Source organism: Mariluticola halotolerans (assembly GCF_021611515.1).
Lineage (GTDB): Bacteria > Pseudomonadota > Alphaproteobacteria > Rhizobiales > Devosiaceae > Mariluticola > Mariluticola halotolerans.
In genome coordinates, this window is the sequence record NZ_CP090960.1 from 107,439 (window position 1) to 120,153 (window position 12,715).

Consider the following 12,715-nt stretch of genomic DNA (forward strand, 5'->3'; position numbering starts at 1 on the left):
TGATGAATGATCTGATGAATTATGTGCCGCTGGTTCTTGGCCTGCTGGCAGCAGGGGCCTTTGCGGGGCTGATTGCGGGATTACTGGGTGTTGGCGGTGGCATCGTCATGGTGCCGGCAATGGCGATTGCCTTTCAGGTGATGGGCTATGATCCTGCGGTTTTTCATCATGTCGCGGTGGGCACCTCGCTGGCGGTTATCATTGCAACCGGCGCCAATAGTGCACGTGCGCATCATGCGCGCGGGGCGGTGATGTTTGATGTGCTCAAGCTCTGGGGGCCGTTTATCGTTGCTGCATCGCTGCTGGGTGGGCTGATGGCGCGGTTTTATTCGGGCGATGTGCTGCGGATTATTTTTGGTGCGGTGGCGCTGTTTCTGGCGCTCAATATCGTGCTGCCGATACAGAAAAAGCTGATGTCGCGCTTGAAGGATTCGGCGCTGACCCACCGGATCATGGCGACGTTGATCGGCTATGTTTCCGCGTTGATGGGGATTGGCGGCGGCTCATTGAGCGTGCCCACCTTATCCGCTTTTGGCAATCCCATGCACAAGGCTGTGGGCACGAGCGCGGCGCTGGGTGTGCTGCTGGCGGTGCCCGCGACGATTGGTTTCGCCATTTCGGGGTTGGGTATCGCGGGCAGGCCACCGCTCAGCCTTGGCTATATCAATATTCCGGCATTGTTGCTGATTGGGGTTGTGGCGATGCTGGTGGCCCCTTTGGGGGCGGCGCTGGCGCACCGGCTGGACCAGAAACAGCTCAAACTGGCGTTCGGGGTGTTTCTGGCGATTGTCGGCCTCAAGATGATTGTACAGGCAATCACCGGATAGCAGGTTCAGGCTGGCCGCAGCCAGCCTGAATGGGTCGTGTTTACTGATCGAGTTCCCAGCGAACGGAAACCGAGACGTTGTAATTGACTTCGCCTCCCTGCATGGGCACCGGTGCTGCGTCTGACGCCATCATGGCTTTCTCGCGCATCATCATCGGCTGCGGGGTGAAGCCGTTATTTTCTGAAATCTGCAGGATGCGACCGAGGCCAACGCCTGCGGCTTCAGTATAGAGTTCGGCCTTGGCCTTGGCGTCGGCGATGGCGTCCTTGCGGGCTTTTTCGTAGAGCGCGTCTGTATCGCTGACCGAGAAACGAATGCCATCAATCGTGTTCGCACCGACCGTTACGGCCTTGTCGAGCACGGCACCGAGTGTATCGAGCTTGCGCACGCGCACTGTCACCGCGTTGGAGACCTGATAGCCGGCGATCTTGGGCGGGCTGGTGTAGCCGTTTTCATTGCGCTTGTCGGAATAGACATATTGCGGCTGCACCGAGAAATTCGATGTCTGGATGTCCTTGGCCTCAATGCCGGCTTCCTCAAGCACCTTGATTAGTTCGGCCATGGCGGCGGTATTGGCGTTGAGCGCCTCGCGGGCTGTGTCGGCCTGGGTGGTGACGCCGGAGGAGACAAAGGCCATGTCGGGGGCGGCGGCGACTTCGCCTGTGCCCTGAATTTCGATCATGCCCGGGGTGACCTTGTTCTCTGCGAGGGCTGTGGCGGGCAGGGCAAGCACCAGCAAAACGGGCAGGGCCTTGAAAAACGGATGCATTGGGGAACTCCTTGAAAAATAATATGGGCGCAGTGATGGAAAGGCTTTGCGTCGGTTTTGGGGCAAGCGGATGGTTTGCAATTTGTCCAATACAGGCTGTGCCAGCGCTTGCCAGTGAAGCGCGGGTGCGTTACTCACACCAGCGCTGGCAACTAACATGCTAGTTGGATGATGAATGGAGAATGAACATGGCGAGCCCCGCAATCGTGCCGGACAAGGGTGTATTTCTGGGCCGGGCACAGCTACCTGGTTACGTTTATCCCCGGCTTGTGACGCTGCGTGACGGGGTGGTGACGGACATCACCACAAGAGCTGCGCCAACGGCGCGCGATATTTGCGAGATGGACGACCCGGCGCGCTATGTGGCGCAGGCTGAGGGCGCGGCAGTGGGCAATGTCGATGACATTATCGCCAATAGCTGGGCTGCCGAACGGGATACGAACAAGCCATATTTGCTGTCGCCGATCGATTTGCAGGCGGTGAAGGCTTCCGGGGTGACCTTTGTTGTCAGCTTGCTGGAGCGGGTGATTGAAGAGCAGGCAAAGGGCGACAAGTCCAAGGCGGACCTGTTGCGCGCCGATATTCTGGGGCTGATCGGCACGGACCTCTCGGAGCTGGTGCCCGGATCTGACACGGCGATGGAAGTGAAAAAGACGCTGATCGAGCGCGGTGTCTGGTCGCAATATCTTGAGGTCGGGATTGGCCCGGATGCGGAGATTTTCACCAAAGGGCAGCCCATGTCCTCGGTGGGATATGGCGCTGATGTGGGCTTGCATCCGATTTCGACCTGGAACAATCCCGAGCCGGAGGTTGTGCTGGTTGTTTCCTCTGCGGGGACGATTGTGGGCGCGACGCTGGGCAATGATGTGAACTTGCGCGACGTGGAAGGCCGTTCGGCGCTGTTGCTGGGCAAGGCGAAGGACAATAACGCGTCCGCATCCATGGGGCCGTTCGTGCGCCTGTTCGATGGCGATTTTACGCTGGAGACGGTGAAGCAGGCCGAGCTTGAAATGAAGGTTGTCGGCGAGGACGGGTTTGAGATGGCCGGTGCCAGCTCGATGAACCAGATTTCGCGCACGCCGGAATCGCTGGTGGCGGCGACCCTTGGCGATCATCATCAATATCCCGACGGGCTGGTGCTTTATCTTGGCACCATGTTTGCGCCGGTGCAGGACCGCGATGGCGAGGGCAAGGGCTTTACTCATAAAATGGGCGATGTGGTGTCGATCTCCACACCTGAACTGGGGACCTTGCAGAACCGCGTGCGGCTTTCCACCGAATGCCCGCCCTGGACCTATGGCGCAAGCCATTTGCTGCGCGATCTGGCCAAGGGCGGCTTGCTCTAGCCATACACAGATGCTTTGCCTGCTGCCTTGACCTTGCCGCAGTGTTCGGACCAAATTCCGTTCAGATTGCAAGGGAATGAAGATGGCGGCAGGCGAAGACATTCTGGGCAATAGCGGTTTGCCGCTGTTTTTTCCGCTCAAGAAAACCAAAACACACAAACTGCCCCTGCCGGAAAACCGGCTGGGGGAAGCGGTGCGGGTCGCAGTGCGTTCGCTCTCGGTGATGCAGAAGGAGGCGGTTGTCGTCTCGGCGCGCACCGGGCAGGCGTGGCGGCTGGCTTCTGACGAGGGGGCTTATCTTGACGGGCATGATCAGGCCCCGTGCCCCTTGTCGTTTCTTTCCACCGGCATGGTCTCCTCCTATATGAATGAAGTGCTGGCGCTGGCAGAGCGACGCGGCATTGTTATTCGCCAGATCCGGCTGGTGCTGGACAATTTCTATACGATGAAGGGCTCTGCCATTCGCGGTTCAATGCGCGGCGGGGCCAAGGATGTGGAGCTGCAGGCGCAAATCGACAGCGATGCTGATGCGGCGACGCTGCAGGGGCTGGTATGCGATGCGGTGGCGGCGTCTCCGCTCAACGGGTTGCTGCGCGGCCACAAGGACAGCTTGTTTGCGCTGGCGCATAACGGGACGCAGATCAAAACGGCGCGGGCCCCCAATATTGCTGGCGACATGATGGCCGACCCCGGCGATGTGTTTGCCGGGATTGGGCCAGCTGCCGGGGATTGGGGCGAGACGGTGAAACGGTTCGACCGGATGACCCCGGAAAACGAGAATACCAAGACATTTGCCAGCGGTTCGCTGGCCGACCGGCAGGACCGGCTATTGCATGTCAGGGTGCATTGCACGCTATTGCCCGACGGGCAGAAGGAGATTGTGCAATATCTCTATAACCCGCATGGCAGCGTGTTTCGTTTCCGCTCGGATGAGGTGGGGGCGGATGGCACCAGCCGTGCGCCGGACGCGCTCAGCTATGCAGCGGCGGGCATCGGCTTTTGCTTTATGACCCAGTTCGGGCGTTATGCCAAAATCGTGCGCAAACCGCTTAGCGAATATCGCATCGTGCAGGATTTGCACACGTCGCGGGGCGGGGCCTCGGGCGATACGGGTAGTGCCGGTGCGGCAGATCCGGTGGAGACCCATGTTTATCTGTTTTCTGAGCAGAATGACGTTTTTGCGCGGCAGGCGCTGGATATGGCCGAGCAGACCTGTTTTTTGCACGCGCTGTGCAAGGCCGACCTGAAGGCGCGGGTGCGCATTTCCGGCTATGACGCGACGCTGACCCCTTGATTATAAGCAGGCATTAAGCCTTTAGCGGTTCGGCAGAGTTTTCCCTTTGACCTCGGCCCCGCTTTTGCTATGAGCAGTGCAGCTTTACGCAAGCTACGGGCCTGTAGCTCAGTTGGTTAGAGCCGACCGCTCATAACGGTCTGGTCCCTGGTTCGAGTCCAGGCGGGCCCACCATTTTTCTCGATATCAGATGATTGCGATTTGCGTTTAAACGCCTGCCGTTGCTTGGGCGGATAAAGCCCCCAAAAACGCTTCCACCCCGTCTTCCAGTGCGCCGGAATTGTCGATTATTGTCACCCCGATCCCCTGCGGGATGTCGGCGGGCTGGCGGGTGAGGCGGGCTTTGATTTCGGCTTCGGTTTCGCGGCCGCGCTGGGCCAGGCGGGCGGCGCGGGTGGTGGGGTCGGCGGTGATCAGCAGAACGCGGGTGCCGGGATATTTGGCGCGGGCCTCATCAATCACCCGGCGCGACACATTGCAAATGACGGTTTTGCCGTCTGCCAGTTGCGCGTCGATGCTGCGGGGCAGGATGTAGCCGAGGCCGTGGGCTTCCCATAAGAGGGCATAATCGCCATTGAGGCGCATGCGCTCGAAGGTGGGGCGGTTTATGCTGTCATGATCTTCCAGTTCAACCATGGCATTGCGAGTGACGATGCGGCGGGGGAAGACAAAATCTGGATTATCGGCCAGCCGCTTTTGCGCGGCGGCGATCAGCGTGTCCTTGCCCGCGCCCGATGGGCCGACGACGAGCACGAATGTGCCGCTAGGTTTGGTCATCAGATGATCCGCTTGCCCTGCCGCCAGACCGAGCGGACGATGGGCACGCCACCGCGCATGGTGACGCGGGCAAAATCGGCACGTTTGCCGATGGCGATTTCGCCCCGGTCGGTGAGGCCGGCGGCGTTGGCGGGGTTTTTTGAGACCATGTTGATGGCTTGGGGCAGTTCCATGCCTTCGACGCGCTGGGGCAATTCGAAGGCGGCATGCATCAGCGAGAAAGGGACATAGTCCGAGCTCAGCACATCGAGCAGGCCGTCGCGGGCCAGTTCGGTGGCGGAGATATTGCCGGAATGGGATTTGCCGCGCACCACATTGGGCGCGCCCATGAGAATGGAGAGGCCCGCATTGCGCGCACCTTCTGCGGCTTCCCGCGTGGTGGGGAATTCGGCAATACGCACGCCATCGCGCATGGCTTCATCCACATGTTCCTGGGTGGCGTCGTCATGGCTGGCAAGGGTGAGGCCGTTGGCGTGGCCGCGGCTGACAATGCCCCGGCGATTGGCTTCGGAAAATTCCTGCTGGTCGGCAATACGCGCGGCGATGAAGCGTTTCATCTCTTCGTCGCTGCGGCCGGTCTTGCCCTGATAATAGGCGTAGTAAAGATCCATGGTGACGAACTGGCGCTGGCCGGGCGTGTGGTCCATCAGCGAGGCCAGTTGCACCACGTCGAGATCGCAATAGGTCTCGAAATGCTCAAGCGCGTCGGCGGTGGCCAGTTCGCAGCGCAGGTGGATGAAATGGTCGGCGCGCAGCCGGTCGTCTGCCTTGGCGGCGCGGATGGTGTCGACCAGGATTTCGACATGCTCGCCCAGATTATAGCTGGCGTCGGCATCTGAACCGATGCGCACGGCGTCGAAAACGGTGGTGATGCCGGAAGAGGCGACCTGCGCGTCGTGGGCCTGCAGGGCTGCGGTGGCATTCCAGAAGACCTTGGGGCGCGGATGATAATGGTTTTCGAGGTGATCGGTGTGCAATTCCACCAGACCGGGAACGAGATAATCACCCTCGAAATCTTCGCCGATGGTGCCATTGCCCGCATCGAGCGCGGCGATCAAACCGTTGTCGGTGGAGAGTGATCCTTCCAGAACCTCATCGGCCAGGACAATTCGGGCATTTTGGAAATTGAGTGCGGACATTTTCAATCGAATCTGTGGTTTGATGTTTGCGCGCTCACTAGCACGGATGTTGTGTCAAACGTTTGACGTATTCCAGTCATGCTGCGGCGGCGAACAGGGTGACGTCGACAATCCGGTCGGCCACGGCGTCGCGAGTTTCCGGATCGTGGAAAATGCCGAGCATGCCAACCCCGGCGGCCTTTTTTTCGGCGATCATCGACAATACCACGGCGCGGTTTATGGCGTCGAGCGAGGCGGTGGGTTCATCGAGCAGCAAGAGCTGGTGCTGGCCCATGAAGCCGCGGGCAATATTCACCCGCTGCTGTTCGCCACCGGAAAAGGTGGCCGGGGGCAGGGACCAGAGCCGTTCGGGGATATTGAGCCGGGCCAGCATGTTGCCGGCGGCAATGGCGGCATCGGCTTCATCGGCGCCCCATTCGCGGGCGATTTCGGCCACCAGATCCTGGGCGGAAACGCGCGGGATGACCGAGAGGAACTGGCTGACATAGCCGATGGTTTTTTGCCGGACGGTGAGCACCAGGCGCGGATCGGCGGCGACCATTTGCACGGCCTCGTCGCGATGCAGCACTTCGATGCTGCCGCTATCGGCGGCGTAATTGCCATAGACCATTTTTAAGAGCGAGGATTTGCCGGCGCCCGAGGGGCCGCCGAGGACGACGCATTCGCCGGGATAAACCTCGAACGAGACATTGTTGACCACGGGTAGGCGGATGCCACCCTGCAAATGCATGGTGAAACCCTTGCCGAGTTTGGCGATGTGCAGCAATGGACGGTCGGACATATCAGGCCCCTACTTGCAGGATGGAGGAGACGAGCAACTGGGTATAGGCCTGATGCGGATCATCGAGCACCTGATCGGTCAGGCCGGTTTCGATGACCTTGCCATCCTTCATCACCATGATGCGGTGGGAGAGCAGGCGGGCCACGGCCAGATCATGGGTGACGATGATGATAGCCAGCCCCATATCGGCGACAAGGCGGCGGATCAGATCGAGCAGGCGCGCCTGCACCGAAACATCAAGCCCGCCGGTTGGCTCGTCCATGAAGACGAGGCGGGGGCCGGTGACGAGATTGCGGGCAATCTGGAGGCGTTGCTGCATGCCGCCGGAAAAGGTGCGCGGGGTATCGTCAATGCGATCGGCGCTGATTTCCACCCGTTGCAGCCAGTCGATGGCGGTTTCGCGGATATTGCCATAATGGCGGTTGCCGATGGCCATCAGCCGCTCGCCGACATTGGCCCCGGCAGAGACGCCCATGCGCAGGCCTTCGCGCGGGTTCTGGCGGACAAAGCCCCAATCGGTGCGCAACAGGGTGCGCTGTTCGGCTTCGCTCATGCAAAACAGGTTCTTGCGATTGCCGTCGCGGAAGCGATAGACGGCGCTGCCCTCGCTCGGGGTTAGCTGGGTGGAAAGGCAATTGAGCAGGGTGGTCTTGCCCGAGCCGCTTTCGCCCACAATGGCGAGGACTTCGCCGGGATAAAGATCGAAATCGACATCGCGGCAGCCGAGCTGGTTGCCGTAATAATGGGAGAGTCCACGCACGGTGAGGAGCGGTTGTTCGGCGGTCATTTCAGGCGCTCCTTGTATTCGGCGTGTTGCGGGCCGTAATGGCCTTCGGCCTGGCGGGTTTCGCAATAATCGCTGTCCGAGCAGACAAACATGCGGCTGCCCTTGTCATCGAGAATGACCTCGTCGAAATAGACATTTTCCGCGCCGCACATGGCGCATTCGGTATCCGGCCATTCCTGTGCCGAGAACGGGTGATCCTCGAAATCGAGGCTGACCACATCGGTATAGGGGGGCAGGGCGTAGATGCGCTTTTCGCGGCCCGCGCCGAAAAGCTGCAGCGCTGCCATTTTATGCATTTTGGGGTTGTCGAACTTCGGCGTTGGCGAGGGGTCCATGACATAGCGGCCCTCGACCATGACCGGATAGGCATAGGTGGTGGCGATGTGGCCGTGCCGGGCAATGTCCTCATAGAGCTTGACATGCATCAGCCCGTATTCAGAGAGGGCATGCATCTTGCGGGTCTCGGTCTCGCGCGGTTCGAGAAAACGTAAGGGCTCAGGGATGGGGACCTGAAACACCAGAACCTGATTTTCGGTCAGCGCTTCCTCGGGAATGCGGTGGCGGGTCTGGATGATGGAGGCCTCAGCCGTCGCTGCCGTCATGGCCACACCGGCGGTGCGGGCGAAGAAATTGCGGATGGCGACGGCATTGGTGGTGTCGTCCGAGCCCTGATCGATGACCTTGAGGACGTCATCGGGGCCAAGGATGGCGGCGGTGACCTGTACGCCGCCGGTGCCCCAGCCATAGGGCATGGGCATTTCGCGGGCGGCAAACGGCACCTGATAGCCGGGAATGGCAATGCCCTTGAGAATGGCCCGGCGGATCATGCGCTTGGTCTGTTCGTCGAGATAGGCGAAATTATAGGCCGGGGCTGTGGCCGAGAGGGTGTCGAGGCTCATTCTGCCGCCTCCTGCTGTGCGCTATCGGTGTCGCGATCGGCGCCTTCCTTGTGCATCATGCGGATCAGGTCGAGTTCGGCCTGGAAATCCACGTAATGCGGCAATTTGAGATGTTCGACGAAGCCGGAGGCCTGAATGTTGTCGGAATGGGACATGACGAATTCCTCGTCCTGGGCCGGGGCGGTTTGTTCCTCGCCGAGCTCTTTCCAGCGCAGCGCCCTGTCGACCAGCGCCATGGACATGGCCTTGCGTTCTGAATGACCGAACACCAGACCATAGCCGCGGGTGAACTGGGGCGGGGCTTTTGCCGAGCCCTTGAACTGGTTGATCATCTGGCACTCGGTGAGGGTGATGCGGCCAATGGGGATTTCAAAGCCGACTTCCTCGGCAAAGAAGCTGACATCGACATCGCCCATGCGGATTTCGCCGGCAAAGGGGTGGGTGCGGGCATAGCCGCGCTGGGTGGAATAGGCCAGGGCCAGCAGGAAACCCTCGTCGCCCCGGGCCAGATTTTGCAGGCGCAGGTCGCGGTCGGCGGGAAAGCTGAGCGGGTCGCGGGTCAGATCGCCGACAAGGCCCTCGGGATGGTCTTCGGGGTCCGGCTCCATCATGCCATCGGCACCGAGCAGGTCGGTGACGCGGGGCATGGGGCCGGTTTCAATGGTTTCGGACTGGTCGGGTGTGGGGGCCGGCGCTTCCGGGTCGAGATCAAAATCGATCAGGCGCTGGGAATAATCGAAAGTCGGGCCGAGCAACTGGCCGCCGGGCAAATCCTTGTAGGCGGCGGAAATGCGGCGCTCCACATGCATTTTGGCGGTTTCGACCGGCACCGAATAGCCGAAACGCGGCAGGGTGGTGCGATAGGCGCGGACCAGAAAGATCGCCTCGATCATGTCGCCCTGGGCCTGACGGATGGCCATGGCGGCCAAGCCCCGATCAAACAGCGAGCCTTCCCCCATTACCCGGTCGATGGCGAAGGAGAGCTGTTCGGTGATCTGTTCAATGGTGAGGCCGGGCACATTGGCCTTGCCGCGCCGCTTGCTGGCGAACAGCTTGTGGGCGTTGCGGATGGCCTTTTCACCGCCCTTTACGGCAACATACATGTCAGGCTCCCTTGGTGATGCGGGTTGAGCGCGGCAGGCACGCCAGCGATTTCTCTGTCACAAAAATCATGTCGACCCCGCGCGGGTAGAGCGCGTGATTGGCCTTGGCCATGGCCCAGAAAGCGGCGGGCAGCGGGGCGGCTGAGAAAATCTGCGTGTTTTCAATGCCCGGCCCTTCAAGGGTCACGCCGGTCGAATTGGTCAGCGCTTCGACTTCGATGACGAGCGTCGTCGATTCGTCGGGATATTCATCACTGCCCAAATCAAAAAGCGCCAAATTGTCTAGACTTTTTGCGTCGGAAATAAAGGCAAAACTGGCCTGGTCACGGCTCTCAGTGAAGGGCGCGCCGGTGTGAAAACGCAAAAAATTATCGAGTTCGCTGGCGGTGACGAGAGCCGGGTCGCGCCAAACTGGTGTGTCATAATCACATAATGTGAGGGCAACCATTGCCGCAACCGGCCCCATGGGGGCGGGGCATGCAACCGGTTCTGGTGCGGCATAGATCCGGCCCGGATGGGCCATGGCCTGCATGATGATATGAAAGGCCGACTGCGATTGCAGGGTCATATCTTCAAAGCCGGCGGCGCGTGGCGTGTCGAGCATTAATTGTCTCCCCGGACCAGAGTGAAAAAGTCCACCTTGGTGGCGGCAGTTTCGCGCGATTTTCGGCTGTCATCCGCCTTGATGTGTTGAGTCAGCGGGGCGATGATTTCGGATTCTACGCGCGGTCTTAGCGCCGGATTTTGCCAGGCTGCATCAAAGAAGGCAGCGATGGCGGCCTTGCGCTGGTTGCGGCCATGACAATAGGCGTGCCCGGTCTCGCCGCTGGCAAGGGTAACAGTGGCGCGGGTGACAGAAACTTCACCGATATTGAAGGGCGCGCCGCCACCACCCATGCGGCCACGTGCCATGATCAGGCCGGTTTCGGGCTTGCGGGTGAACTGCCAGTTGGGCCGGTTTTTGAAGTTGTTATAGGCCATTTCCAGAGCGTTCTCATCGGCCAAAGCGAGCACTTTCATAGCGCTCTGACGCGCGGTGATTTCGCTGTCAGATGATGTTTCGGGCGTCATGCAGCTGTCTCCAGGCAATGATATCTGTTTGGCGCTAGCCGTTGCCGAGGTCTAAAATCCTCATCATCATTTGTCTATACAAATTTTTGATAAACTAGACAAATGTTGTTGATATGCATTAAGAACGACTCATGTTGCAGAACGATGACAAAATTGATGAGCCCGCGAACACCGCCACTTCAGGGCGGGTGGTGATCTGGCGACGTATTGCGGACAGTCTGAAGGCTGACATTCTATCGGGCCGCATGCAGCCTGGCGGGCAGTTGCCAACGGAAAGCGTTCTGGCTGAGCGCTTCTCGGTGAACCGTCATACAGTGCGCCGGGCGCTCTCGGCGTTGACGAGCGATGGATATATAGAGGCGACGCGCGGGCGCGGCACATTTGTGGCTGAACACCCGATCCATTATCCAATCGGCAGCCGCACCCGATTCTCGGAAATCGTTTCTGGACAGGCGTTACAGCCCGGTGGGCGGCTTATTTCCTCCGCGATTGTCGCCGCCAATGCGGCGCTGGCGGAGCGCCTGGGCATAGCCGAGGGCAAACCCTTGATCCGGCTGGAAGTCTTGCGCGTGGCTGATAGCGTGCCGGTGACGGTGGGCACTTTGTGGTTCATTGCCGCGCGCGTGCCCAACCTGATCAATGACTATGCCGAGACCGGTACCATTACCAAGGCGCTGGAGAAGGCCGGGTTCGGCGATTACCGGCGGCAGGCAAGCTGGATTACGACGATGATTGCCGATGGAGAAGACCGGCGGCATCTGAAACTGGGTAATGGTGCGCCGGTGCTGGTGGTTGAAAGTCTAAACATTTCCGCAGACGGGCAGCCTTTGCAGTTCTCCCGCGCCCGGTTTGCCGGTGGTGCGGTGCAACTGGTCATTGAAAGCTGATTGCAGCGCCCGTTTTCGCTCACCGGCTTTTCCACAGTCACGCAACTGACATTAAACCGACACGCTTGCGTTAAGCGCCGCCGCTAGTGGTTCCGCATCAGGGATCAATTTGCGAGCAACGCCATGCTTAAACTCGAAAATGTCACGCGCCGGTTCGGTGCCAATATTGCGGTAGATGACTGTTGTATTGAAATTCCGAGCGGGCAGATGGTGGGCATTATCGGGCGATCCGGTGCCGGCAAGTCGACCCTGTTGCGCATGATCAACCGTCTGGTTGACCCCTCCAGTGGCGATATCTGCTTTTGCGAGGAGAAGGTTTCGGCGCTGAATGGCCGTGAGTTGCGCGATTGGCAGCGTGATTGCGCCATGATTTTTCAGCAGTTCAACCTGGTGCCGCGGCTTGATGTGCTGACGAATGTGCTTTTAGGGCGGCTCAATGGCCGGCCGACCATGGCCTCGATACTCAACCTGTTTTCCCGCGAGGAGCGCGCCGAGGCGCTGATGGCGCTGGAGCGGCTCGACATCGTGCAGACCGCGTTGCAGAAGGCGGGCACCCTCTCGGGCGGTCAGCAGCAGCGCGTGGCGATTGCCCGTGCGCTCATGCAAAAGCCAAAGGTTATTCTGGCGGACGAGCCGATTGCCTCGCTTGATCCGCGCAATGCCCAGATCGTCATGGATTCGCTGAAGCGGATCAATGAGGAAGAGGGCATCACCGTCATCACCAATCTGCACACGCTCGATACAGCGCGGGCTTATTGCGAACGCATTATCGGCATGCAGGCCGGCAAGGTTGTGTTCGATGGCGCGCCTGACGCGCTTACCGAAGACGCTGCCCGCAGCATTTATGGTGCCGATGGGCTTGATGAAGCCTTCTCTGAAGCGCTGACCTCCACAAGCATAAGCGGTGCCCGTTCGAAGCCCCGTTTTCCCACACCAAAGGAATCCCTTCAGCCTGCCGCTACGGCATACGCCATCAACTGATCGGCGGGCAAAGGATATCGCTTCCGATCCCATGTGCGTGAGGCACATGGGCGG

General features: G+C 60.1%; 14 protein-coding genes and 1 tRNA gene. 6 read left to right on the plus strand and 9 right to left on the minus strand.

All coding sequences use genetic code 11. The annotated features are described in order from the left end of the window. The first annotated feature begins 2 nt into the window (after positions 1-2). Positions 3-827, plus strand: a complete 825-nt coding sequence (locus tag L1P08_RS00570) for a sulfite exporter TauE/SafE family protein (RefSeq protein WP_303618077.1) — start codon at positions 3-5, stop codon at positions 825-827. Between the two features lie 40 nt (positions 828-867). On the opposite strand, the gene L1P08_RS00575 is transcribed toward L1P08_RS00570, so the two are convergent. Further along, positions 868-1,596, minus strand: a complete 729-nt coding sequence (locus tag L1P08_RS00575) for an SIMPL domain-containing protein (protein WP_303618078.1) — start codon at positions 1,594-1,596, stop codon at positions 868-870. 188 nt (positions 1,597-1,784) lie between these two features. Here L1P08_RS00575 and L1P08_RS00580 point away from each other — a divergent pair, with 188 nt between their 5' ends. From L1P08_RS00580 to L1P08_RS00590, 3 genes are all read left to right on the plus strand, one after another. Further along, positions 1,785-2,942 carry a fumarylacetoacetate hydrolase family protein gene (locus tag L1P08_RS00580; protein ID WP_303618079.1) on the plus strand — a complete coding sequence of 386 codons (1,158 nt, stop codon included), beginning with the start codon at positions 1,785-1,787 and terminating at the stop codon, positions 2,940-2,942. A gap of 76 nt (positions 2,943-3,018) precedes the next feature. Further along, entirely contained in the window at positions 3,019-4,236 is a 1,218-nt protein-coding gene (locus L1P08_RS00585; RefSeq protein ID WP_303618080.1) for an OsmC family protein, read from the plus strand. Positions 4,237-4,333: 97 nt separating this feature from the next. Further along, positions 4,334-4,410: transfer RNA gene (locus L1P08_RS00590), tRNA-Ile, on the plus strand. A gap of 33 nt (positions 4,411-4,443) precedes the next feature. Here L1P08_RS00590 and phnN read toward each other — a convergent pair. From phnN to phnG, 8 genes are all read right to left on the minus strand, one after another. Then, positions 4,444-5,013 (minus strand): phosphonate metabolism protein/1,5-bisphosphokinase (PRPP-forming) PhnN, encoded by a 570-nt coding sequence (gene phnN, locus L1P08_RS00595; protein WP_303618081.1) that lies wholly within the window; start codon positions 5,011-5,013, stop codon positions 4,444-4,446. Next, positions 5,013-6,152 carry an alpha-D-ribose 1-methylphosphonate 5-triphosphate diphosphatase gene (locus L1P08_RS00600; protein ID WP_303618082.1) on the minus strand — a complete coding sequence of 380 codons (1,140 nt, stop codon included), beginning with the start codon at positions 6,150-6,152 and terminating at the stop codon, positions 5,013-5,015. Before L1P08_RS00600 ends, phnN begins: the two co-directional genes overlap by 1 nt. Positions 6,153-6,228: 76 nt before the next feature. Continuing rightward, positions 6,229-6,933 (minus strand): phosphonate C-P lyase system protein PhnL, encoded by a 705-nt coding sequence (gene phnL, locus L1P08_RS00605; RefSeq protein WP_303618083.1) that lies wholly within the window; start codon positions 6,931-6,933, stop codon positions 6,229-6,231. A gap of 1 nt (position 6,934) precedes the next feature. Further along, positions 6,935-7,720 (minus strand): phosphonate C-P lyase system protein PhnK, encoded by a 786-nt coding sequence (gene phnK, locus L1P08_RS00610; RefSeq protein ID WP_303618084.1) that lies wholly within the window; start codon positions 7,718-7,720, stop codon positions 6,935-6,937. Beyond that, the gene (locus L1P08_RS00615; protein WP_303618085.1) at positions 7,717-8,619 is read right to left on the minus strand and encodes an alpha-D-ribose 1-methylphosphonate 5-phosphate C-P-lyase PhnJ; all 903 of its coding nucleotides are present in this window, start codon (positions 8,617-8,619) and stop codon (positions 7,717-7,719) included. The genes phnK and L1P08_RS00615 overlap by 4 nt, the downstream gene beginning before the upstream one ends. Beyond that, positions 8,616-9,722, minus strand: a complete 1,107-nt coding sequence (locus tag L1P08_RS00620) for a carbon-phosphorus lyase complex subunit (RefSeq protein ID WP_303618086.1) — start codon at positions 9,720-9,722, stop codon at positions 8,616-8,618. The genes L1P08_RS00615 and L1P08_RS00620 overlap by 4 nt, the downstream gene beginning before the upstream one ends. A 1-nt stretch (position 9,723) precedes the next feature. Next, positions 9,724-10,326, minus strand: a complete 603-nt coding sequence (gene phnH, locus L1P08_RS00625) for a phosphonate C-P lyase system protein PhnH (protein WP_303618087.1) — start codon at positions 10,324-10,326, stop codon at positions 9,724-9,726. After that, positions 10,326-10,793: a phosphonate C-P lyase system protein PhnG gene (phnG, locus tag L1P08_RS00630; RefSeq protein WP_303618088.1), complete on the minus strand. Its 468-nt coding sequence runs from the start codon at positions 10,791-10,793 to the stop codon at positions 10,326-10,328. The genes phnH and phnG overlap by 1 nt, the downstream gene beginning before the upstream one ends. A 131-nt stretch (positions 10,794-10,924) precedes the next feature. Between phnG and phnF the strand changes: the two genes are divergently transcribed. Further along, positions 10,925-11,680, plus strand: coding sequence for a phosphonate metabolism transcriptional regulator PhnF (phnF, locus tag L1P08_RS00635; protein WP_303618089.1), 756 nt, complete (start codon positions 10,925-10,927; stop codon positions 11,678-11,680). A gap of 123 nt (positions 11,681-11,803) precedes the next feature. Beyond that, positions 11,804-12,661 (plus strand): phosphonate ABC transporter ATP-binding protein, encoded by an 858-nt coding sequence (phnC, locus tag L1P08_RS00640; protein WP_303618090.1) that lies wholly within the window; start codon positions 11,804-11,806, stop codon positions 12,659-12,661. Positions 12,662-12,715 lie beyond the last annotated feature (54 nt).